Source organism: Flavobacterium amniphilum (assembly GCF_023634845.1).
In the GTDB taxonomy this organism is placed as follows: Bacteria; Bacteroidota; Bacteroidia; order Flavobacteriales; family Flavobacteriaceae; genus Flavobacterium; species Flavobacterium amniphilum.
The window spans coordinates 21,985-47,998 of record NZ_JAMLJL010000011.1 but is presented as its reverse complement, the minus strand read 5'-3'; the positions used below and the strand labels follow the sequence as shown (position 1 = coordinate 47,998).

Genomic DNA, 26,014 nt, shown 5'->3' with positions numbered 1-26,014 from the left:
TTTCATGTTTTTTCATAATTAACCGACTTATATTCAGTAAAATGAAGAATATCATGTAAAAAAAACATACATAAATTACAAGTTGTTAAAATTCAGCTACTTAGCATTTTAGAAGAAGCAATAAAAAAGAGCAATAAAATACATCATCCGCACTTTCAATTCTATCTTTCACTTTTCACACAAATCAATTATATTTGCTGATTATTAAGAAATTGTTTTTTAGATTCAGCCCCCTGATTCTAATTTTTTAAATTCATATTTTAAATGAGACATACAAAAGTTAAAGACTTACTAAACAGTACGAAGACATTACAGGAAGTAACAGCAAAAGGATGGGTAAGAACTTTTAGAAATAATCAGTTTATCGCGTTGAATGACGGATCAACTATTCATAATATCCAGTGTGTGGTTGATTTTGAAAACACGCCGGAGGCCACTTTAAAAAGAATCACAACAGGAGCGGCAATTGCTGTAACGGGAGAATTAGTGGAAAGTCAGGGTGCAGGGCAGAAATATGAAATCCAGGTAAAAAAACTGGAGATTCTAGGAGATTCTGATGCAGAAAAATTCCCTATGCAACCTAAAAAACACTCTTTGGAGTTCTTACGCGAAAATGCACACCTTCGTGTACGTACCAATGCATTTGGTGCCATTATGCGGGTACGCTCGGTATTGTCATTTGCTGTTCACCAGTATTTCCAGCAAAAAGGATTTGTATACGTAAACACACCTATCATCACAGGTTCTGATGCTGAAGGTGCAGGAGAAATGTTCCAGGTGAGCGCATTACCATTTGATAACACTCCACGTACCGAAGACGGCAAAATAGATTTCAAACAGGATTTCTTCGGAAAACAGACTAACCTTACCGTATCAGGCCAGCTGGAAGCTGAAACATACGCAATGGCATTAGGTCAGGTATACACATTCGGACCAACTTTCCGTGCCGAAAATTCCAACACATCACGCCACTTGGCTGAATTCTGGATGATCGAACCGGAAGTTGCCTTCAACGACCTGGCTGACAACATGGACTTAGCTGAAGATTTCATTAAATATGTAATCAAATATGCAGTGGACAACTGCGCAGATGACTTGAAATTCTTAGAAGGACGTTTATTGGATGAAGAAAAGTCAAAACCACAGGCTGAACGCAGCGAAATGGCTTTATTGGAGAAATTAAACTTCGTATTGGAAAACAATTTCAAACGTGTTTCTTATACAGAAGCTATCGATATTTTAAAGGATTCTACACCCAACAAAAAGAAGAAATTCCAATACCTTATTGAAGAATGGGGTGCCGACCTACAAAGTGAGCACGAACGTTTCTTAGTGGAAAAACACTTTAAGTCACCGGTAATCTTATTCGATTATCCGGCAAAAATCAAGGCTTTCTACATGCGTTTAAACGACAACACTGAACCTGGAAAAGAAACCGTACGTGCTATGGACATACTATTCCCGGGCATAGGTGAAATCGTTGGTGGCTCACAAAGAGAGGAAAGATTAGATGTATTGATCGAAAAAATGAAAGTATTAGGTATTGAAGAGGAAGAATTATGGTGGTACCTAGACACACGCCGTTTCGGAACTGCCGTTCACTCAGGTTTCGGACTTGGTTTTGAGCGTCTGGTATTATTCGTTACCGGAATGGGTAACATCCGCGACGTAATTCCTTTCCCAAGAACTCCTCAAAACGCAGAATTTTAATATACAATTCAATGTTTATAGTTTATTGTTAGTGGAACAAACCATTAACAATAAACATCAAACAACAAATAACACAGAATGCTTAAACAGAATTTACAATTTAAATTATCACAGAAACTTTCGCCTCAGCAAATCCAGTTGATGAAGCTTATTCAATTGCCAACACAGGCTTTTGAACAACGCCTTATGGAAGAGATGAACGAAAACCCGGCACTTGAAGGCGGTGATATAGATAGTGAAGATAAGTTTGAGAAAGATGAATTCGACAACGATGAATACGATGACTATAATGACAGCGAAAGCATTGATGCCAATGAAATCAACATCGACGAATATTTAAGCAACGACGAAACCCCTGACTACAAAACACAGGTCAACAACTACAGTGACGATGACGATGACCGCGACACGCCTTTTGCAGCAGCGGTCAGCTTTCACCAGGACCTGATCAATCAGTTGAATACTTTTATCCTTTCTGATGAACAGCGGGATATTGCCGAGTTTTTAGTCGGAAGTATCGATGACATGGGCTACATCCGCCGCAGCATCCAGGATATTGTTGACGATATGGCTTTTACTCAGGGTATTTACACTGACGAAAAAACCGTCGAAAAGATATTGTGTATCATCCATGAACTTGAACCTTCGGGTGTAGGCGCCCGTGACCTGCAGGAATGTTTACTATTGCAGCTGAAACATAAAACCCCTACTGATTCGGTAGAATTGGCCATAAAAGTCATCGAAGACCAATTTGATGCCTTTACCAAAAAGCATTACGAGAAGCTATTACAGAAGTTTTCGGTTACCAAAGACCAACTGAAGAAAGCCATTGACGAAATCGAAAAACTAAACCCGAAACCGGGCGGTGCTTTTGACGGAAGCTCAAAGATAACCGAACACGTTGTCCCTGACTTTGCCATCCGTATTGTGGATGATGAACTGGAACTAACCCTTAACGGACGAAATGCTCCCGAACTTCACGTATCCAAAGATTATCAGGACATGATGAAGACCTACAAGGATTCTAAAGACAAATCAAACGCCCAGCGTGATGCCGTTCAGTTCATTAAGCAGAAACTGGATTCAGCAAAATGGTTCATCGACGCCATTAAACAGCGTCAGGAGACCTTATTTGTCACCATGAATGCCATCATGCACTTCCAGCAGGAATACTTCCTTGACGGCGACGAAACAAAGCTGAAACCAATGATCCTGAAAGATATTGCAGACATGATCGGTTTGGACATTTCAACTGTTTCACGTGTGGCCAACAGTAAATATGTGGACACACCTTACGGAACTAAGTTATTGAAAGACTTTTTCAGCGAAGCCATGGTAAACGATCAGGGAGAAGAAGTTTCTACCATCGAAATCAAAAAGATCCTGGAGCAGGTAATCGCAGAAGAAGACAAAAGCAAACCGCTTCCGGATGATCAGTTAGCCGATATGCTGAAAGAACGGGGCTACCCTATTGCAAGAAGAACCATAGCCAAATACCGCGAACTACTGGACATTCCGGTGGCACGGATGCGGAAAAGAATATAATAAAAAAGCACTGCAATTGCAGTGCTTTTTTTATAACCCCCAGCCCCGATAAGGGATCATCAAAAAAGAAGAGGCGTCCTTTAGTAAAGCCGCCTCTTCAACATAACTGACAAGCAATTTCTCAATCGTCAATTATTTCTCTTTATATTCTTAACTAAATTTATCTACTGTAAAGATACAAACAGCATAACAGCGAAGCGTTATATAATTTCTCTGAATTATTACACAATTTCCATGTTAGATGACTTGTGCTATTCAACAACAACAATATCATTAGGAGTACAGTAAACACCGGTCTTCGGCACATTCATCGTATTGCCGTTTTTCCACAATTTAAAATATCCATCTCTAATTCCGGCACAATAAACATCACCTTTAAATACCGTCATCCCGTACACATACTCATTCCGTTTTTCCGTACTTATGGTTTTTAGCTTTCCATTTACCCAGTAAACAGGTTTTCCATCTCTAAGACCTTCTACATAAACATCTCCGTTAAAAACGAAAATAGAATCCGAATATACATTTTGACCACTGGACAAATAATGTGTCACACCGTTTTTCCAATATTTAACTTTACTTGACAAGACACTCTTCTCCTCATTCACTAAAAAATACACATCATTATTGTCCACATAAAAATCCTCGAATCTGTCAAACACACCCACACTGCCATACACATCAGTAACCACTCCGTTTTTCCATAATTTTACCTGTCCCCCGTCAACAATAGCCATAAAAATACCATAACTGTTCACAGTCATATCATAGGCATTGCCTCCGTTTAAATTATCGATCTCATGCAAAAACCCCATTTTTCCAATAACAACTATGCCCGTTATTATACCCGGAAATATAAACATCGTTATCATAAATACAGATTGACATTGCCAAGCTATCAGAAGAATCATCAATTTCCAGCGTCTGTACGGTTCCGTTTTTCCAATAAGTTGCTTTTTTGACACCTCCATTATACTGCAAAAATCCAACAACATGCACATCTTCGTTATCCACTGCAATTCTGGAAGCATGTCCATAACAATCAGCTGGAGAAAGAAATTGTGGTTCTCCGTTGCGCCATAGCATCGCCCTGTAATTACTTTCGGGCTCGATCCGGCCCTGGCCCACAACATATACAGTCCGCTGCTTATCCCCAATAGCACCGTCAGAATCATTACTGCAAGAATTCAACAGTAAAAATGCACTTAAAATGACTAGTATTTGTTTCATACTCATATAATTTAAAATTAAAGAAGCGACACTGGGAGCCGATCGCCTCTAGCATAGAATTGGCGTGACTTTACAGACCGCGAAATTACATTTTACAAACCCTAAAAACAAACCTCCGACCAACTATCTTATCCGAGGCGTATATGCAAAACCCAAAGCTTTCAGCCGGAATTTGGGATTCCAAAAAACCACACTTACAAACCAAAAAAAGCAGTTACCGCTTCATAGCAAAATGTCCCTTCAGAATACGCCCGTCAGCTAATTCAACAGTATACCAGTAATCGGCCGAAGGTAACGGATTACCCGCATAAGTACCGTCCCAACCCTGACTTTGCAGACTAATTTGCTTAATCAGTTTCCCGAAACGGTCAAAGATCATGATCTTCGCACTGGTTCGCTGACCAATCCCTTCCATGTTCCAATAATCATGGTAACCATCACCGTTAGGGGTAAAGTAATTCGGGATACCCAACACACTTATTTCCATACTGGCAGTACCACATCCGTTCAAATCCTGAACATAAAGTGTATAAACTCCGGCCGGTACATAATCAAAAGTATTCGACGATTGAAAATCGATATTATTTAAACTGTATACATAATCTCCGTTTCCAGAAACTTCCACAACAACCGTATTGTTATTGGAGAGATCTTTCACCTCGACATGGGTAATAGTGGCTAAATCCGAAGCAACAACACTAATAGTACGTATTCTCGAACAGCCCTGTACATTGGTCACTTCAACAGTATAAGTTCCTTCCTGGTTTACATTCAGGGTATAATTGGTCTCATTCGGGATTACAACACCATCCTTTGACCACACATAAGTATAATCAGCCGGAGAAGTACCGTCAACAATTCCCGCATCCAACGTTTTGATAATCGTTAATGCATTACAGACAATTTCATTACCGGACAAGTTTATTTTCGGTACTGGATGCACCACAAACGGAATCGTATAAACTGCTTTGCAACTGGTATTGGCCGGATTGATTACTTCCACCCTTACATTTTGTGTTGCTGTGACAAATGGATTAGGTAGCGGACTTGGCAACGGATTATTATTCTGATCAAAGTACAATACGGTCATTCCGGTCTGGCTTCCCAGAATTGTGCTTTGAAACGAAGAAGTATCAAATCCATATCTTCCGTCCTGACTCAACGGATTGGCCTCATCATCACATACCGTCGTCAGACTTGCAGCAACCGGAAAAGCTTCCGGTAAATCATCCACAATAAAACGGATTGTTGTACTATAATCACAAGCAGTTGTTGTATTGTTAGTCACAACCGCACGGATCGTTTGGGTTGCCGTAGTAAATGGATTCGGGAGCGGTCCAGGCAATGGATTGTTATTCTGGTCAAAATAAGCCACCGTCACATTAGTCAATCCATTAAGAAGATTATTTTGCAACTGTGAAGTATCAAATCCAAACAGACCGTCCTGATCATCATCACACGTTTGCAGCACTTGCGGCTGAACCACAGGGATACGTTCAACGTTCAGTGTAATGTGTTGTCCCAATCCCAAACAATCGTTATTCACGGCACTGTCCACACGAATGTAGATATTTTGGGTATTCGGATAGCCTATATTTCGGTAATTCGCTGTATCGGTAATCGCATTTTGTTCTGCCAGTGCATCATTCAGATTTCGGTAATATGTTATGATAAGTTGTTGTCCTGCCGGGAAAACACTTTGCATCTGCCCGGTTACACTGCTGAAATCAAATGCACTGATACCATCAGCATTACTTCCTTGTACTGCATCATCACAAACCGTAAAACTGCGGCTGAAGTTCATCGGGATTTGTGTCGTCGATACATTCAGGTTCAGCTGCGCCACTCGGAAACAACCACTGGCGTTAGATACTCTCACATACACCACATCATTGCTCACGATCTGATTGACATAAGCTGTATAGTTTGCAATCGGGTTGATATTATTCTGCGCATCGGCAGCTGTTTCAAAATAACGGAACGTTTCATTCTGGTAATTAGCCGAAACCAAAGCATTGGCTTGGATCAAATTGAAAGCACTGAAACCGTCGGTATTGTCATCGCATTGTTTTAGTGAAACCACAGGTACAACCGTTGGCAACGAAAACACTTCTACAGTAAATGAAGTAGTCGCAAAACAATTCGGATTATCGGTATTGGACACTTTCACATAAACGGTTTCCTGAGCAGTACTGTTTACATAGTTGTTCGGTGTAGCAATGACATTGGTCATTCCTGCATCGGTATAATATGTAATACCAAATTGTGATGCTGGCTGTCCGTTTAATATAGCGGCAGCTCTTTGGGTCAGGTCAAAACGCACTCTTCCGTCGGTATCAGTTCCGAAACTTGTATTATCACATATAGTCAATGGAGCTATGACAGTCGACGGTCTTGGCATGTCAAACACATCAATACCGAAAGACGTAGCCGTTTTACAATCGGAATTATCTTTATTGTACACCTCGGCAATAATGGTTTGCTGCTGATAAGCTGTCGTGTTAGGATACGCATTCGGGGTAGCTATGGCAACGTTATTGGCATAATCGGTGGCATTGGCAAAATAACGGATTAGGTACTGACTCGCATTCTGTCCGTTTAAAATCGTAGTATTTCTGGAGGTCAGATCAAAAGTATGTAAACCATTGTTATCGGTATCACAGACGAATACATCGGCTGGTTGTGTAGCTGTAGGCACAGCAGATATGTTGATAGTTCTGGCTTTAACAATAGTCCCTCCCGCAGTAGTAACCGTTACACTAACGGTATAATTACCTGACACACTATAAATATGGCTTCCTATTACATTGTTCTGAGGAGGTGAACCATCCCCAAAATCCCAAGTGGCACTTAAAATAGGCAGACTCATATTCAGATTAAATTCTGTATTCTCGCCCACACAGGCATTCACAAATCTAAAATCATCTTCTACAAAAAAAGACTGTACAAAAGTAGGCAGCCCGCTCCTACAGATTCTTCCTCCTAAATCAATACTGGAATTTTGAAAATCACATCCCGAACCCAATACACCAGGTTGATTGATGACCGCTATTTTATTACTGGAAATCAATGCAACATAAATTTTATTATCCGGCCCTAATTGCATTGACAAAGCATGTGAGGAATGATCATTTTGATTAAGAACAAATGCAGAGGAAGAAATTGGATTTGCAGTCAAGTCATATTGAACAATTTTCCCGTTTCTTGAAATATACAACACTTTATTATCAACGGAAAATTCCGCACTATATACCTCTCTTTCCCAGGATGATAAAATCTGATGATTTGAAAGGACTCCTGTTGTTTTATTAAAATCAAACAACTCTGCCGTTTCCGTAATGTAATGACAGGCAATTAGTTTACTACCGTCAGGAGAAACTTTCATTGCTCCGACCGCATCAGCCCCACTTCCCAAAAGTGGCCTGGGAGTAACTATACCTAAATCGGTAATAACAGGTGCAACCTCCAATCCCGTACTCTTCAAAAGATAACTGTAAAACCTGTTATTGTTCCAACCATGGGTAATAATCCAATAGTCTATATTGTTTGAATGCTTAACTACCGTCAACTTCTCAGTGGTCGGTGTATAAATATCCACATTTTTTTCATTGGTCACGGCACCTAATCCTCCATCAAGTGTCATATCCACCACAGAATATTTGAACCCATCCGAATTGGCCTCATCGTCAGTCGTAAAGATATAATATAGGGAAGCCGAACCGGGCTTAGGAACTATCACACAGGCTTGTGTACTCGATTCGTTACCCAGTAAACCACTACCATTGAGCATTATTTGATGATTTTTATTCCAAACATTAACGCCATTGGAATAAAAAAGCATTTGTCCTGCAGAATTCGATAAAACAGCACAACCTTCATGAGTATCCATTTGGCTGTTCGTTAAAGCAACGGGAATACCACTATTAAAATCCAATCCGGCTTTGTTTCCAAAATACCAAATATTGGTTTCTCCTTGGGAGTACATTACAGTAACACAAAAAAATAAGAATAGGAAAAGCTTTAATTTCATACGACAATAACTATATAAGACCCGCAAAATTTGGGCGTGCAAAATTACCACTATTTTATGCCAATAGCAATTAACAAATTGCTATTAATTTCAGTCAGTAAATTCACTCCATAACATCAGTTTAGTATGACTTACAAATAGAAACCCCAACCATTAAGGTTGGGGTTTCTAAGAAATAATAATATTAGTTTATTTTAAAAACTACTTTTCTTCGTTTTTTGGGACACTTTTTAGATCCTTCATATAATTTATCAGAAACATACATTCCATTGATCATATCATTTATCTGTTCAATCCCGGCATACTTTAATAAATAATCATTAGCCAATTCTTTATCCCTACTTGATCCTGGGCCTGTAATACTCACATAGAGCAGACCAGTCTGTTTGTCAATTTCAAAAAGCAAACCATTCAAACCAAAAATGGTAAAAAAGGTATTTTCAGGACTACTTTTCAGCCTGGCATTTATCTTTTTAATTGCAAGAGCGTTTTTTGCATCTATAAAAGACTGCAAGACATTATTTTCATAATCTTTTTTATTAAAAACATAAGGAACTCTTCCTTGATGAATTCTGGATAATTCAAACTTAAAATCCGGTATTTGCACATAGTTTATCGCCACATCGTCTTTATATAGAAAAACTTGCTGGAATCTAAAATCCTGATTAAAATCAATATAGTCCTCAATACAACTCTTCAAACCAAAGGGTTGATCTCCCTTTTTAAGTTTAAAAGTCGGAATTGAAACGCATTGGATATCCTTCAATTCAAACAATCTTGATATGGCATCATACTGATTGACAAATCCTCCTGCCTTAATTCTTTTTTCCTGATTATGGTAAATACTTCTAACACTGTCCAATCCAACTTTCTGATATTTACGATAATCAATTGAAAATGCAATCGTATCAACCACAATCCTTTTAGATTTAACCTGTGACAACATTGGTAAAGAAACCAACAGCAATAAAATTCTGACTATTTTCCCCATATACTTATAATACTATAAACTTTTGAAAACCCTGTAAGAACCTGATCACCTCCACGTGAAGGATTCATAATCACCATTTCGAATTGTGAAAAATCATTCATATAACGAAGCGTTCTTACTAAACTGGCATGTCCCATCGAATTAGGATTAGTTAATACGGGAGGTCTCCATCCCAACTGCACTACCCTTCCATTTAGCATTTGGTTCTTCATAAATGTCAAAGTCCCTTTTACATCAAAAAAATGGGTATTGACAGAGTTCCCATATTGAATTACATTATAACCCGCTTTATTATAATTTGGCATAAGAAAGCTACTTTTTAACCCATTGTCTTTTTCCACCCGTTCAAACCAAAATTTATTTATTTCATCCTGATTGGTATATCCAAACTTTAAATCAATTGACAATTTACAAGCATGTGTACAATCGAAATCTTTCTTTTGGTCAACTTGCGGAATATCCATAGTTATTTCAACATCCCAATCCCTAGGTCCAGTAATCCCTTCTTCATCATTTGATTGCGATTGGATACCACCACCATAACCTGTTAAAACATCATTACCATTATCAACATAATCATGAAGCTCAATAGTATTTTTAACTAAATCCGGTTTATTAGCCTGCATGGCATGATTCCCCTGATTTTTGTTACTATTCCAGCTTTTTTCAATCATCCTGTTGGAATAATCAGTCGCTACCGATGAAATAATAGGCGCTCCAGCACTTAAAGCCGCATTTACATACTCCCCGGCATTCCAGTTAATTGGATTGGGATCACCCGTAGCCTGTGCACCGTGTACATACATGGAAAACACAAACCCCGCAAACATTGCTAAAAAATTCTCCCCGCTCGGATCTGTAAATTTAGCAGGATTATTCATTACATACGCATAGCGGTTGTAATTTTGTGTATTATAAGGCTGTTGAATATCATTATCCGGCTGTAGGAAACGATGAAAGTTATGGTCGTAAACACGCCCGTTCATATTGATCAAATCCACACCCAATAAATGTTCGTGACCGGTATACCCCCTATCCAGCAACATTGTTCCTGTCGCAATTGGAATAGTAGTCACTGCTCCCCTTTGATATTGTATCAATTTTCCCCATACATCAAATAGTCGTTTTTCTACAACAGTTCCTAAATCATCTGTAATAGCCACTATCGTACCCTGATAATCACGGTGCAGGTAATGCATTTTTGGTGTTGTTCCGTTACTTATCAAAACCGCTGGAGCCGAATAAGCATCTCCTGCTATATACGTTATAAATTCTACAGTTGAAGAGGAACCTGTTTTGATTTTAATTTCCATACTACCGTCTGCAGAATAATACTTACGGTAAAGACGGTCTGCTTTATTGACATCCAAACTACCATAATACATCACAGATCGTCCATTGTTCAAATTATAGTCAAAATCAATATTTTCTTTATTGGCCACTTTAACCGTCAAAGGACTCTTAAAAGCATTATAGGTAACATCCTGTGTGGCCTGCTCGTAATAATTTAAAATGGGAGAAGTTTGCGATTGATCCACAGGAGTAACTGACGATACCTGATAAGGTCTCCCAGAAACGTTATAAGCAAAATCCCCAATATTGTTTTTGGCAATGGTACCGTTGGCATTATAGGTTTGTGTCTGAACACCGGTCGCATCTTTATAGGTAGTCAATCTGTCGGCAGCATCATAACCCAATGTTTCATTCCAACTGCCAAATAAATTAGTACTGCGGGTTTTTAAATTTCCGGTAACAGGATCAAAGGCATTGTTTAATGTCATGATGTTAACATTACCTTTCTCATGTTTATTCTCGGTAACAAAGCCGTAGATATCATACGTATTGGTTATGGCAACACCATTTCCAAGATTGGCTGTCATAATTGATCCTTCAGCATTTACCGCAGTCGCTTCCCAAATCGGAACAGTGGACGAACTGTTGTCTATAACCTGCCATTTATATCCGTTTTTGTATGCATTTGTAACCGTTCTTGAAGAGGTTTTACCATCCGCTTTATTCTCAGCGAAATTAGTTTCAGTATAAGGTCTACCAAAACCGTCATAACTAATCGTCTTCACAAACTTAGCCTTGGCATTCAATTCCTCAGTAGAAGTCAAAACATTATAATAATTGTCATACGTAAAACTATTCAAAGTAAAAGTACTGTTGGCATAATCATCAAACCTTACATTTTCTAATAGTTTGGTTGTCACATTATAGGTATAAGTCTCTTTTGATTTAACAATACTGGTTGTCAAATCTTTTATGGTTTTAAATAGAGGCTTCCCTACATCATTCAAATCATGTTTAATTTCCCATTTCCCGGCATTTTCTTCTCTGGTTAATTCACCAAAATGGTTGTACTCATACTTCCGCTTACCTGCTGATGGGTCATCCATCTCAATTTTACGTCCCCATCCGTCTTCTAAAATGGAAATGGTTGCACCACTGAAATTGGTAGCTTTTAAACCTCCTGTCGCAAAATACTCATAAGTAATCGTTCCCCCTGGGGTTTCTGTTACTATAATCGGTTGTCCCAATGAGTTCTTAGTCGTAATTTTCGACTTTATACCATCATTCTCAGTAACCGTAGAACCGGAATAAGTATGTGTTGTTACCTTCCCTGGCGAACTACCTGATTTTAAAGCGGTAACTTTGGTCATTCTTCCGTATTCATCATACTCCATTTCATTCCAAACACTTGCAAAACCATTATGCGGCTGACTTTTCCAGATAACCCTGTCATAAATATCATACTTGGTCTCAACAATTGACCAATCACCATTAAGGTTTTTGACCTCTTTTCTGATTTCCCTGCCGGCTGTATCAAAATAAACTCTCGAACCACTTCCGTCAGCACCCGTCGTCTCGTTAACAACCTCTCCATCTATAGTAAGAGAGTAATTATAAGTATCTGTTTTCCCGTAGTAATTTTTCAACGAGGTTACTTTACCCCAACCATCATACGTATAGGTCTTTTTAAGTGTAGTCGTCGAAATCGAAGGAAAAGATTCTGTTAACAACAATCCTTTGGCAGTATCATACGTATAATTAATAATCATACCTTCGGCATCCGTCTTTTTAGTCATAAATCGCCCGGAAGCATCAAATTCAGACTTAACTACTCTTGGGGTCAAACCCGGAGCTGTCAATGTTTTTTGGATAACATTTCCAAAAGCATCATATACATTTTTCTCTGCAATTTCAACAGTATTATGCCCTTTTCTCTTAACCTCCATCAGTAAATTACCGCTATAAACGTAATTTTCCTCTTTACTCGTCGTATCCGTGCTGGGATAAACTGTAGCCGAGCTTGTTTTTTTAAGAGGTCTGTCAATCAGGTAAGGCAAACTGCTTGCTGGCATATACCCATAACTTTCGGTTGCTGTTTTCTCAATAGTAGTCCCTTTTTTAGAGGTAATACTTATTTGAGTTGGATTATTATTATCATTATAAACATAAGTGGTTTCAGCACTTGTTCCTTCCAGACCATTAGTTTCCTTAACCGAAGTGGTTCTTAACTTGAATACTTTACTGACTAATAGCGGATTTTCATAAATACTGTCTTCATTATTATAAACCATTTGGCTTCTGCTGATAAAAGCACTTCCTGCATTCAATACGTAATCGGGTGAAACCTGACCCAAAACAGAAAAACTTTCAGCCAAAGCACCTCGTTTACCAACATCAAATCGTGATATATGGGAAATGATTTGTGAAGGGGTATTATACCAATTGGTTCTTAGCTGTGCCCGGAATCCCAAAAAGCCTAATCCTTCCTGGTTACTGGTTGCACCATAATATTTGTAGTCCTGTGCCACAAACTTGCCTGCTTCATTCATATCAATCTTCGAAACAACTTTGAATGACGATAAAGAACCTAAATCCGTATTAGGGTAATTCTCAACTTGCAAAGCTTTCACATACACACCATCCCACTCTGTCAATGGTGAATAGGTGATGGTTTCCATTTTACCAAGCCCTGAAATAACACTTTTCAGAAGCTTTTGGTTATCCATTAAATTATCCAGACTGAAATAGGAAAGCCCCATATATCCGGATATTGCCAATTGGTTAGTATATTGGTTTGATTTATTGGGTCTCACAAACATTACACCCGCTTGATCACCTGTTAAATTATTTTTTATGGGATTAGTCGTGCCGGTAAACTGTTTGGCATAAGTAGTCCAAATACTTTTTCCTGTTCTTTTAAACAACTTGAATTCTGCTGAACCCTGATACGTAAACAAATCCGATTTCCCGTCACTGTTGTAATCCATAGACATCAGGTTTCCAAAATTAGGAAAAGACGGAATCGTTGAAGGCAGACTTTCCTGGACAAATCCACGGCCTGTAAAAAACAATACCGATCGCTGTTCTCCCGGAAGCAAAACGTCCTGCTTATTGTCACCATTGTAATCACCCATAATAATCGGATTTTTCAATTCTCCGTTAAGATAGTTAACCTGACCGATGGTGGAGGCCATGGTATACGGATACAAGATTTTATTCACAAGTGTATTGTTGGGACCAACCGTATGCACCTCAATCATATTCCCGGGAGATCCTCTGAAAAGAATCAAATCGGTTTTACCGTCCCCGTCAATATCATCAGCTCTCAAACTACAACCCAATTCAGTGTCCTCAAAACCGGCTTTACGGTCACAAACAGAAAGATAGCCCAAATCCTGAATATAATTACTGGTGATTCTTGGATCCAGATTAACCAGATAAACCTTTTTATTAATTCCTTCGCGTTCCACCATCAAAATATCAGAGATATTGTCACCGTTAAAATCTCCCGGAAAATAGTCAATCGTTTTTTCATATGACCAAATGAATTCATTACTAGTCCTATCTTTTTCATATCTATCATAGAACGGAAGTTCAAAAATCTTGGTCATTTCCAGTTTTTCAGGATTGGAAGCAGACTCATAAGTAAACACTTTGAAGAAAACATCATAAGCATTTCTGGTCGTATTCAACTGACGGTAAATCATACCCCAAGCCTGCTTTTCCATCATTTTATAATTCCCCGAAACATCCTGCTTAATCCAATTAGTCGCAAATGCATACTTAGCAGGAAGTTTTCGGTTGATGGCAGAATAAGGTGTCCCTTCATCAGGGCTAATCGCAATGCTGTAATCGCTATTGTTCTTATACAATCTGATCAAATCAGTAATACCGTCACCGTTGAAGTCTCCAGTTATCGATGAAGGAAACTGTCCTTGCGGATACTCATATCCAGGTGCCAAATCTGATGTCGATGTGAATTCAATTTTCTCACCGGTGTCATTCTGCACATAGGTAAACCTAATGGGATTAACAGATGCTCCTGCAGCATTCTTTTCTATCACTTGTATCAATCGCTGATAACCTATGGCCACATCATGATCTAAACTATAAGTCCTGTAAGTCAACGCATTTCCAACTACTTTTATCTGGCTCAGGATCTTATCATTCTGTATAAGGATACCGTCTGAATACGTTTCTTCAATTCGGCTTCTTGTTTTATAAGTAAACTGCACGTCATTAATTTGCGCAGCAGCCCCCATCGAACCGTACTTTATCGAGTTGATATATAAAAAGTTATTCGTCTTGGTGTACGTATAATTTATTTTTATCGCCTGGGGATTCTCCCAAGAGGTTATAGAAGCAACAAAATCAGTGCTGGAGTCATCTGTTTTACCGTAATAAGCCACAGATCCATCAGGATATTCCACTTTAAAAACGGCTCTTCTTACAATGGTATATTGAGTTCCTCCTTCTGAATATTGGGATGTCGTGGTCGCAGTTGTCAATGTTACCACTGCCGTGGAAAAGTTTTCAGTCTGATACGTGGAACCCGCTTGACCGTACGTTCCGCTTTTTAAAATCAGTCGCTGTCCGTCAAAAGCAAAACGGTCATTGTTGTCAAAATCCACTGGATCATTAAAACCATCATGAAACTTTGTGGCAGGAATACGCGTAATAGCTGACAAACCGGAAATATTCCATCCATATCCGGCTATCCCAACTCCTCCCTGACTGTTATAAGACAAACCAATTTTGGGCTCAACCCCCTTTATTCCTAACGGAAGGGAAATCGGCACATGATAAGTGGCTCCTCCCGATCCGCTAACCGATAATTCTCCTTTGGTATATCCAACTTCCTGGGATAATTCAGGATCTATCGGGTCAACAACTAAACTCTGACTCTGCCCGGACAACTTATTCTGGGAATGCAATGTTACAACACTAAATAAAACAAAAAGCAACGCAATTCTTATTCTCATCTCTTTCATTATTTCTGCTTTACAATTTTTAAGGTTTTACGTTCATCGTTACTGTACAACAACACTACATTGTAGTAACCGTCCGGTAAATTGTAAAAAGCAACTTTAGCTGTTTCCTGATTTTTCAAATTAGTGTAATGCTTGAGCAATTGTCCGTTCAAAGTGTAGAGGTCAATGGCTACAAGACGGGAATTTTCCGTGTTTGACCATTTCACATAAAGTTCTTCCAATACGGGATTCGGATAATAACTTACCTGTTCATCCTCTTTAACCAAATCGTTCTCGGTTAATTCTTCTAAATCCTTATAAATGGAATCATTGGCCGTTTTTGCTGCACAAAGACAGACTAATCTTTTTTCCTGATTACCGGCTGCATCATAATTGAATGTTATTCTCCGTTGAGAATAACAGTTTATTAGGTTGAGACCTAATAATAATAGTAGTAATTTTTTCATTCTATTTGGGTAAAAAAGGGTGCAAAAGTACTACAACCAAACCGTTCTCAACTCTTTTCAAAAAGCAAAATCCAAACATTTTTTTTAGATATTGGTATTCAACGACGTACCTATAACAGAAGAGAGGAAAATTCCCACACCCATGCTCCGGCAGTATTAAATTGAAAACAATAAATTAATAATTTTCCATCAGATGGCGCCCATTTCTAATCAGATGGCGCGGATTTCTAATCCGTGCCTACAACCGTCAAACTACAACCTTCCAATCCCAACAACTCCTCATTCACTTCCTGTAAAAATTCAGCAAACAATAACACTATTGACAATCCTGAACCTTGATTCATGTCAACGGCAAGTGAAACTTCAGGTTCAAATCCGGGTTTCGGTAACACCACCCGCTCACCCTTCACAAGACTGAACATTTCTGTTTCGGCATCAAACCAAAGAACAACCAACTCCAAAGCAATATGGCTGCCATACTCCGGAAAACGGATATCTCCCTTCTTCAAATCCGGAAACACCAATTGCCCTTCTTCGGCCAACACCTCAAACTTACTTACAACTACCGAACTCAACGGAACGTTCTTATTGAACTCAAATCCCTGAAGCAATTTCCTTCCTTCTTCGGTTTGCAACCCCATCGTGACAGTCCGCTTCCCTCTTTCAGACAAGATATCACAACGCATGATTTCTAAAAACTGCTTAAGTACATAATTATGCAAATATGGTGTGTGGATCTTTTTCAAAAAAGGATAAAGTTCCATGCGCAAACGTTTCCCAATTACTGATACCCTACCGAATTCACTCGCATTTTCTCTGGTGCGCACATAATTCGCTTTAGTTTTAATGCCTTTACCCTCAAAACCAGTTTTTTTCCGCACCACAATTTGACCATTCAGTTCATAAAACAAAAGCCCGTCATATTCTCCTGTAATCTTCAATATCCCTTTTAATTTTCCCATATACAAATTCTCTTTAATTGTTTACTACTTGTTGGTTCTAGCACAGTTCTAGCACGGTTGTAGCACTGTTATAGCATAATTACACCACTGATAACTAACAATTAACATACCAAAGAGTATGACACAAGTAAGAAAAAAGAAACAAAAAAGACTACCTTGCCTACCGGAGAATCATACTCAACCAAAGACACACCCTCACAAACAACAAACCATAAACTATAAACCCAAAACAAACTACAATAAACCACCAACTAAAAACAACTAACCACAAACAATAAACTATAAAAGGCACAACATCAAAAAACTTTGTAACTTTGGTCAAACATCAAAAACGAAATTGAAAAAGATATTACCATTCTTCTCATACGCCTTCCATCCCATTTTCATTTCGGTGATGGGCGCCCTGTTCTATTTTAAGTCAACTCAGGGATATTTCAACTACGAAACCATCTATACCTATCTGCTACAGATACTCATCATTACGGTTTTTATTCCCATAGCGGCTTTTTATCTCTTGGTTTCCTTACAGAAAATTGATTCGATTATGGTGACCAAAGTGGAACAACGCAAGATTCCGCTTTTCCTGCAGTCACTCCTTTTAAGTTCACTGATCTTCAAAAGTATTACGATAGATGTTTTACCCGAATTGTTCTTCTTCTACCTAGGAAGTATCATCAGTACATTCCTGGCACTCATTCTGGCTCTCTTCAAAAAGAAAGCAAGCCTGCACATGCTGGGCATCTCTTCACTGACGGTTTTCTGCATGGCCTGCAGCCTCCACTTTCAGTTTAAGTTCCCCATATTGATGGCGGCTTTGCTATTGATCAACGGATTGGTCGCTTCCTCACGTTTATACATGAAAGCCCATACAGTTTTCGAACTCACACTGGGATATACGATAGGCGCACTCCCCCAGTTACTGTTGCTGCTATTTTGGTTATAGCATGTAAAACATCAGCCCGATGTTAATGGTATTCAGATTTAATGGCTTGTCATTAAGTGTACCGTTCCTGAAAATATCATTCAAACCATAATACGCATACATATTGAAGGTGTTGTAACCCACACTCACATAAGCACCATAATGAAACTTATTAATGTCCGGGTTGTTACTGACCTTAAAACTCTCTGTTGAAGAAACAAACTTTGACTTACTGGCCAATAAATAACTCATCTTGACTCCGGTATAAATCCTCCAGAACTTATGGGATTCATACGTCGATGTACGCCACCGGAACTCAATGGGAACATCGACAAAGTAAAGGGCCAACTTGTTTTTATCAAAATCAGTCGTAGGCAAAGTAGAATAGGAAATAGTTCCGTTTGCTTCTTTGATTACAATATTGTCTTTATAATTATTAAAAGAAAAACCCAAACCCGGAGCAATGGCCACCGTGCGTTTCTTATTGACCGGAAAATCCCTCAGGAATCCAAAACTAATACCTGTTGAAAAGGAATTCTGGGACGCCGCCTGTGGTTTGTTGTTTAAAACATTATACGTCAATCCCAAATAGAACTGGTCTTCCCTGTAAAGCGAGTCTATCGCCTCAAAATCGGGCACGGTCTGGGAGTATAGTAATACAGGAAACAGAAAAGTAAATAATAAGAATACCTTCTTCATAAAATTTGTTTGGCTAAAGGTAATAAAAAAGCCTTTCTTTCGAAAGGCTCTTTGAACTTGTATATTAAGAGTGATGTAATTCCTCTTCACCTTCCTTCATAGGAACAGTTTGCGGAACGAAATCATCATCATGACCAGGCTTACTGTAGTCATATGGCCATCTGTGTACTGTCGGTAATTCACCAGGCCAGTTTCCGTGGATATGTTCAACAGGAGCTGTCCATTCCAAAGTATTCGATTTCCAAGGGTTTTGTACTGCTTTTGGCCCTTTGAAGATGCTGTAGAAGAAGTTCCACATAAACACCAATTGGAAAGCTGCTCCCACTAAAGCAAAAGTAGTAATCAATACGTTAACATCTGCTAAATCATCAAACAACGGGAAGTTAGAGTTCGTATAGTAACGACGTGGTAAACCAGCCATACCGATGAAGTGCATTGGATAGAATACTCCGTAAGCACATACTGCTGTTACCCAGAAGTGGATATAACCTAAAGTCTTGTTCATCATTCTACCGAACATTCTTGGAAACCAGTGATACACACCGGCAAAGAATCCATATAAAGCAGAGATACCCATTACCAAGTGGAAGTGAGCCACTACGAAATATGTATCGTGAACGTTAATATCCAATGTACTGTCCCCTAAAATGATACCTGTCAAACCACCTGAGATGAATGTTGATACCAATCCGATAGAGAACAACATCGCAGGATTTAACTGTAAGTTACCTTTCCATAATGTTGTAATATAGTTGAATGCTTTTACCGCTGAAGGAATCGCAATCAATAAAGTCGTAAATGTAAATACCGATCCTAAGAATGGGTTCATACCTGACAAGAACATGTGGTGACCCCATACAATTGTCGATAAGAAAGCAATAGCTAAGATCGAAGCAATCATCGCACGGTATCCAAAGATTGGCTTACGAGAATTCGTAGCAATAATCTCAGAAGTAATACCTAATGCCGGTAATAATACAATGTATACCTCAGGGTGACCTAAGAACCAGAATAAGTGCTCGAACAATACCGGAGAACCTCCTTGGTAATGTAACACCTCACCAGAGATAAAGATATCCGACAAGAAGAATGAAGTACCAAAACTTCTGTCCATGATCAACAACAATGCTGCAGATAATAATACCGGGAACGATACAATACCGATTACAGCTGTAATGAAGAATGCCCAAACAGTAAGTGGCAATCTTGTCATTGACATACCTTTAGTTCTTAAGTTGATAACAGTTACAACGTAGTTCAATGATCCCATTAATGAAGATGCAATGAAAATAGCCATAGATACCAACCATAAAGTCATACCTGTACCTGATCCTGGGATTGCCTGTGGTAAAGCCGATAATGGAGGATAAATTGTCCAACCTGCAGAAGCCGGTCCTGACTCAACAAATAATGAACAAATCATTACAACTGAAGAAAGGAAGAACAACCAGTATGAAATCATATTCATAAATCCGGATGCCATATCGCGTGCACCAATCTGCAATGGAATTAACAAGTTACTGAACGTTCCGCTCAAACCTGCAGTCAATACAAAGAATACCATGATAGTACCGTGTATCGTAACCAATGCCAGGTATATATCATTACGCATTACACCTCCCGGAGCCATTTTCTCGCCTAATAAGAATTTGAAAATTCCAAAAGACTGCTCAGGCCAAGCGATCTGCATTCTGAATAATAATGACATCACAACCCCAACGATTCCCATGATAATACCTGTAATAAGGTACTGCTTAGCAATCATTTTATGGTCAATACTAAAAATGTATTTCGTGATGAATGTATCTTTATGGTGATGTGCGTGATCGTGATCGTGTGCGTGATCGTGGTCGTGTGCTGCTGCTCCCATATTATATATCTTATTTAAAATTTAATTATTTGTTTACTGCTTCTTTGTCCTCTGCTGTTGCAACAACTGTTGAATCTGCAACTTTAGCAGCTGCTTGTGCAGGAGCCGCCGCTGGTGCCGGTGTGTTTTCAGCTGCTTTTGCAGCTTTATCATCGTTAACAGCTTTAACAATAGTTCCTTTGTCTTTAATCCAGCTCTTGAAATCCTCTGGTGTATCAACAACTATCTTCATCTGCATGTTGTAGTGTGATGCACCACAAATTTTGTTACATAACAATAAGTAGTCAAAAGTATAAGGCTCAAGTGGAGATTTTCCTTCAGCAACAAGTTTAGCACTGTTTGCAGAACGGATTTTGTTAATATTATGCACTTTTTCAACAATTGCAGGATCCTGACGCATTTCATCAGTTGTCAACGTTGGAGTAAAAGCAAATTGCGTCACCATACCCGGAACACAGTTCATCTGTGCTCTGAAGTGTGGCATATAAGCCGAGTGCAAAATATCCTGTGAACGTAATTTAAACAATACTTTTTTACCCTTAGGAATGTGCAATTCAGTTACAGCAATATCATCCTGTGCATTTGGATCATTAACATCAACACCCATAGTGTTAACACCTTCGATCAAACGTACGTTTGCTTTTCCAAGTACATTGTCTTTTCCGGCATAACGCGCTTCCCAGCTAAATTGTTTCGCATATAATTCAACTACGATTACCTCTTCGTCTTCATCAACAAACATAATATTTGTCCAAGTGTACAATCCGTAAAGGATCAAACCTGCCAATACGATTACCGGGATAATTGTCCAGATAAACTCTAATTTATCATTGTCAGCATAATATAATGCTTTTTTATCTTTCTCACCTCTGTATTTGAAAGCGAAATAGTGTAACAACAACTGAGTGATTGCCTGTACAAAAAAGATAATACCAAAAGAGATATACATCAAGTTGTCATAATCAGATCCATGCTCAGAAGCCGGTGTACCCAAAACTAAGTGTCCCCATTTAAACAATCCGAATATCGTGAAGATATAAAGGAATGCAAGAAAACCGAACATTAAATATCCTTGTACATTATTATCATTGTCGGTAGCAATTTGCGAATCGTCTTTTGATACGCCTACCTGAGTTAAGTCGAAAATTTTAGTCATTTGCCAGATAGCAATTGATAATAAGACTAAAACTATAATAACCAACAAACCTGTCATCTGTTTTCTTGTTTAAATATTAATAATGGAAATGCTTACTTTCTTCAATAAGTGGATTCCCTTTTGCTAATAATGGAGCTTTAGATAAAGCGTTGAATACAACAAATAAGAACAATCCTGCAAAGAATGCAACTGAACCAATTTCAGCAGCACCAATAAACCAATTTTCACCAACAGTAGCAGGGAAAATCATATTGTGGAAATCTAAATAGTGACCTGATAAAATGATCAAACCAGCCATAGTGATAATCCAAGGAACACGTTTGAAATCAGTGTTGATCAAAATCAATACAGGGAAAAGGAAGTTCATAACCACCATTCCGAAGAAAGGCAGGTTATAATGCTCAATTCTGAATTTAAAATATGTAACCTCTTCCGGGATATTAGCGTACCACATCAACATGAATTGAGAGAACCATAAGTATGTCCAGAAAACTGAAATACCAAACATGAATTTTGCCAAGTCATGGAAGTGACTGTTATTGATGAACTCCAAATACCCGTTAGATTTTAAATGTAAAGTGATCAAAGCAATTACAGTGATACCACTTACAAAGAAACTTGCAAATACATACCATCCGAATAATGTACTGAACCAGTGTGGATCAACTGACATTACCCAGTCCCAAGCCATCATAGACTCAGACACAAGGAAGAATGCTAAGAATCCTGCTGAAGCCTTAAAGTTCTTTTTGTACAAAGACAAATCTCCTGTTTCATCTAAAGCGATAGAGTTTTTACGTGTATAAGAACGGTAGAAAATCCAACCTCCTAAATAAATTGCAGCTCTGATCAAGAAGAATGGCACATTTAAATAACCAGATTTACCTTGAATTAAATGATCTTCAGCTACAACTGCCGGATCCATCCAGATAAATAAATGGTTAACATGCACTCCTGCTAAAACCAGAATTACAAAAACCACAATACCTCCGGGAACCAAGTAAGCAGTAATCGCTTCCATTACTCTGAATAGAGCCGGAGACCAACCTGCCTGTGCAGCCCATTGGATTGCATAGAACGCCAACACTCCTAATGAAATAAGGAATATAAACAAAGCACCAACATATAATGCTGCCCATGGTTTGTTTTGTAATTGGTGGAATACATGCTCAACATGTTCTGCATGCTCATCACCGTGAGCTTCATGCTTAGCAGCCTCATGCCCTTTTTCAGCATGTGCTTCTTCTGCATGTGCAGGAGCAGCAGGAGTTTCCGCATGTGCAACAGACGAATCTGCAACAGACGAATCTGCTACATGAGCCACTTCAGCAACAGCTGAATCATGAGCGGCTTCAGTTTTTAATGCTGCTTCAATTTTGTGTTCTGCTTCAACGTGTGCTTCTTTTGCCTCAGCATGGGCTTCAGTAGCTTTACCATGACCTGCAGCCGGAGCAGCTTCATGACCTGCAGTAGCACCATGATGTGCGCCATGTGCATCAGCAGCTAATATTTTTTCTACATCTTCAGTATTCTTCGGTGCACTGAAAAAACCATACCCAATACCCAATAGTCCTAAAACCATAAGGATAATTGAAAGGTTTTTTATTTTGCTTGATAATGTATACATAACTTATATATCGTGTGTTTTACAATTATAATTCAGACTTAAGCTTCATCACATATTCTGCCACTTGCCATCTTTCTTTCTTAGACAATTGGTTAGCATGGGATCCCATTGCATTCAGACCGTAAGTTTCAACATGGAAAACACTTCCCACAGTGACTGCTCTGTCTTTGTAGCTCGGTACTCCTAAGAATTTCTCTCTTTGTACTAATTTACCTTTTCCGTCTCCTTTTTCACCGTGACATGAAATACAGTAGATATTGAATAAATCTTTACCTTTTTCAAGATTTACTGCAGAAGAATCAAGTGGGGATGACATCCCTTTTGAAGCCTCATATCCGGCAGGTGTATTGGGTAAATCATAAACTTCAAAACCTCTTTTGATTGACCCTTGCGCAGGCAACTGTCCTTCTTTTCCGTTTTTGAAAGCATTAGACTCTGAATAAGTTTCATAAGCAACCGACTCATACATGTTCGGGAAGAACTGATAGTTAGGCTTCTTATCACTTTTACATGAAACCATTAATGAAGCTAACCCCATTAAAGCTGTTAATGAATATACTACTCTTCTCATAATCTTATTAATGCTTTTCAACAACTTTAACTTCAACAGCACCAGTGCCTTTAAGGAAAGAAGTTAATTCGTCTTCATTATTATTGACAGCGATCTCCATTAAAAAGTGATCATCTGTTGTACGTACATCTGGATTTTCAGCTTCCTTGAATGGCCATAACTTACTTCTCATATAGAAAGTAATTACCATTAAGTGTGCCGCGAAGAATACAGTCTCCTCAAACATTACCGGTACAAAAGCCGGCATATTCTGAATGTAACTGAAACTTGGTTTACCACCAATATCCTGTGGCCAGTCACTAATCATGATATTATTCAATAACCATGTTGCGAATGATAAACCTGTAAGACCGTATAAGAAAGCACAAATCGCAATTCTTGTTGGTGCTAACCCCATTGCTTTATCTAATCCGTGAACAGGGAATGGAGTATAAACCTCTTCAATATGGTGATGTGCTTTGCGTGTTTGCTTTACCGCATCCATTAAAACATCATCATCAGTATATAGTGCATGTATTACTTTATGACTCATGACTTATTAGTGATTATCGTGATTATGACCTGCTTTTTCTCTCTCTGCTTTGTAATTATCCCCTGAAGTTTTCAAGATTGTTTTAACCTCTGCCTGTGCAATAACAGGGAAAGTTCTTGAATACAATAAGAATAATACGAAGAAGAATCCAATAGTACCAACGAAGATACCGATATCAACAAATGTAGGTGAGAACATCGTCCAAGATGACGGTAAGTAATCACGGTGTAATGATGTAACGATGATTACGAAACGCTCAAACCACATTCCAATGTTTACAACAATCGAAATAATGAAAGAGAACATGATGCTGGTTCTTAATTTTTTGAACCACATGAACTGTGGAGAGAACACGTTACATGTCATCATCGCCCAGTAAGACCACCAGTAAGGACCGGTTGCCCTGTTCAAGAATGCATATTGCTCATACTCTACTCCAGAATACCAAGCCACGAAAAGCTCAGTGATATAAGCACATCCTACGATTGAACCTGTAATCATGATTACAATGTTCATTAATTCGATGTGCTGGATTGTAATATAATCTTCAAGGTTACATACTTTTCTCATAATGATAAGCAAAGTATTTACCATCGCAAATCCTGAGAAGATAGCTCCTGCAACGAAGTACGGAGGAAGAATGGTAGTATGCCATCCCGGAATAACCGAAGTTGCGAAGTCAAAGGATACGATCGTGTGTACAGAAAGTACAAGCGGTGTCGCTAAACCTGCCAATACAAGAGACACCTCTTCAAAACGTTGCCAGTCTTTTGCTCTACCTGTCCATCCGAAAGAAAGGATAGAATAAATTCTTTTTGTGAAAGGAGTTACCGCTCTGTCACGTAGCATAGCGAAGTCAGGTAATAAACCAGTCCACCAGAATACTAATGATACTGATAAATACGTAGAGATCGCGAATACGTCCCAAAGTAACGGAGAGTTAAAGTTAACCCATAATGAACCGAATTGGTTTGGAATCGGCAATACCCAGTATCCTAACCATGGACGACCCATGTGGATGATCGGGAATAAACCTGCCTGAACTACCGAGAAGATAGTCATCGCTTCCGCAGAACGGTTAATAGCCATTCTCCATTTTTGACGGAATAACAATAATACAGCCGAGATAAGCGTACCGGCGTGACCGATACCAACCCACCATACGAAGTTCGTGATATCCCACGCCCAACCAACTGTTTTATTTAATCCCCATGTTCCAATACCTTCGGTAATTGTATACAACATACAGCTCATACCCCATAAAAAGGCAGCTAATGCAATATAAAATACTGTCCACCATTGTTTATTAGCTTTTCCTTCTACCGGAAAGGCCACATCCACTGTTACATCGTGGTAGCTCTTACTTCCAAGTACTAAAGGTTTTCTGATAGGTGCTTCGTAATGAGACGACATAATCCTTTATCTTATTTCTTATTAAT

General features: G+C 38.8%; 17 protein-coding genes. 3 read left to right on the top strand and 14 right to left on the bottom strand.

Features of this window, described 5'->3' with window-relative positions; genetic code table 11:
- Positions 1–264: 264 nt before the first annotated feature.
- Positions 265–1,710 (top strand): asparagine--tRNA ligase, encoded by a 1,446-nt coding sequence (asnS, locus tag NAT51_RS13055; protein WP_250599314.1) that lies wholly within the window; start codon positions 265–267, stop codon positions 1,708–1,710.
- A gap of 78 nt (positions 1,711–1,788) precedes the next feature.
- Positions 1,789–3,255, top strand: a complete 1,467-nt coding sequence (gene rpoN / locus NAT51_RS13050) for an RNA polymerase factor sigma-54 (RefSeq protein ID WP_250599312.1) — start codon at positions 1,789–1,791, stop codon at positions 3,253–3,255.
- A gap of 251 nt (positions 3,256–3,506) precedes the next feature.
- Here rpoN and NAT51_RS13045 read toward each other — a convergent pair whose 3' ends face one another.
- The 7 genes from NAT51_RS13045 to NAT51_RS13015 form a co-directional block, all read right to left on the bottom strand.
- Complete coding sequence (locus NAT51_RS13045; RefSeq protein ID WP_250599310.1) at positions 3,507–4,061, bottom strand: hypothetical protein; 555 nt, start codon at positions 4,059–4,061, stop codon at positions 3,507–3,509.
- On the bottom strand, positions 4,054–4,485 hold the full coding sequence (locus NAT51_RS13040; protein ID WP_250599308.1) for a hypothetical protein: 432 nt from the start codon (positions 4,483–4,485) through the stop codon (positions 4,054–4,056). The genes NAT51_RS13045 and NAT51_RS13040 overlap by 8 nt, the downstream gene beginning before the upstream one ends.
- Before the next feature lie 214 nt (positions 4,486–4,699).
- On the bottom strand, positions 4,700–8,515 hold the full coding sequence (locus NAT51_RS13035; RefSeq protein WP_250599306.1) for a T9SS type B sorting domain-containing protein: 3,816 nt from the start codon (positions 8,513–8,515) through the stop codon (positions 4,700–4,702).
- 184 nt (positions 8,516–8,699) lie between these two features.
- Positions 8,700–9,506, bottom strand: coding sequence for a hypothetical protein (locus NAT51_RS13030; RefSeq protein WP_250599304.1), 807 nt, complete (start codon positions 9,504–9,506; stop codon positions 8,700–8,702).
- Positions 9,494–15,790 (bottom strand): RHS repeat-associated core domain-containing protein, encoded by a 6,297-nt coding sequence (locus tag NAT51_RS13025; protein WP_250599302.1) that lies wholly within the window; start codon positions 15,788–15,790, stop codon positions 9,494–9,496. Before NAT51_RS13025 ends, NAT51_RS13030 begins: the two co-directional genes overlap by 13 nt.
- Complete coding sequence (locus NAT51_RS13020) at positions 15,790–16,236, bottom strand: T9SS type A sorting domain-containing protein (RefSeq protein WP_250599300.1); 447 nt, start codon at positions 16,234–16,236, stop codon at positions 15,790–15,792. Before NAT51_RS13020 ends, NAT51_RS13025 begins: the two co-directional genes overlap by 1 nt.
- Before the next feature lie 227 nt (positions 16,237–16,463).
- Complete coding sequence (locus tag NAT51_RS13015) at positions 16,464–17,198, bottom strand: hypothetical protein (RefSeq protein WP_250599299.1); 735 nt, start codon at positions 17,196–17,198, stop codon at positions 16,464–16,466.
- A 337-nt stretch (positions 17,199–17,535) separates the two neighbouring features.
- On the opposite strand from NAT51_RS13015, the gene NAT51_RS13010 reads away from it, so the two are divergent.
- Positions 17,536–18,141 carry a hypothetical protein gene (locus NAT51_RS13010; RefSeq protein WP_250599297.1) on the top strand — a complete coding sequence of 202 codons (606 nt, stop codon included), beginning with the start codon at positions 17,536–17,538 and terminating at the stop codon, positions 18,139–18,141.
- Here the strand turns inward: NAT51_RS13010 and NAT51_RS13005 are convergent.
- The 7 genes from NAT51_RS13005 to nrfD all read right to left on the bottom strand — a co-directional run bounded on the left by NAT51_RS13005 (position 18,136) and on the right by nrfD (position 25,988).
- The gene (locus NAT51_RS13005; protein ID WP_250599295.1) at positions 18,136–18,819 is read right to left on the bottom strand and encodes a porin family protein; all 684 of its coding nucleotides are present in this window, start codon (positions 18,817–18,819) and stop codon (positions 18,136–18,138) included. The genes NAT51_RS13010 and NAT51_RS13005 overlap by 6 nt on opposite strands.
- Before the next feature lie 64 nt (positions 18,820–18,883).
- On the bottom strand, positions 18,884–20,689 hold the full coding sequence (locus NAT51_RS13000) for a cytochrome c oxidase subunit I (RefSeq protein WP_250599293.1): 1,806 nt from the start codon (positions 20,687–20,689) through the stop codon (positions 18,884–18,886).
- Positions 20,690–20,714: 25 nt separating this feature from the next.
- A complete protein-coding gene (locus tag NAT51_RS12995) occupies positions 20,715–21,902 on the bottom strand; it encodes a cytochrome c oxidase subunit II (protein WP_250599291.1) in 1,188 nt (395 codons plus the stop codon).
- Between the two features lie 19 nt (positions 21,903–21,921).
- A complete protein-coding gene (locus tag NAT51_RS12990; protein WP_250599289.1) occupies positions 21,922–23,472 on the bottom strand; it encodes a quinol:cytochrome C oxidoreductase in 1,551 nt (516 codons plus the stop codon).
- A 25-nt stretch (positions 23,473–23,497) separates the two neighbouring features.
- Positions 23,498–24,043 (bottom strand): c-type cytochrome, encoded by a 546-nt coding sequence (locus tag NAT51_RS12985; RefSeq protein WP_250599287.1) that lies wholly within the window; start codon positions 24,041–24,043, stop codon positions 23,498–23,500.
- A 7-nt stretch (positions 24,044–24,050) separates the two neighbouring features.
- Positions 24,051–24,575, bottom strand: a complete 525-nt coding sequence (locus NAT51_RS12980; protein ID WP_250599285.1) for a DUF3341 domain-containing protein — start codon at positions 24,573–24,575, stop codon at positions 24,051–24,053.
- Between the two features lie 6 nt (positions 24,576–24,581).
- Entirely contained in the window at positions 24,582–25,988 is a 1,407-nt protein-coding gene (nrfD, locus tag NAT51_RS12975) for an NrfD/PsrC family molybdoenzyme membrane anchor subunit (RefSeq protein ID WP_250599283.1), read from the bottom strand.
- Positions 25,989–26,014 lie beyond the last annotated feature (26 nt).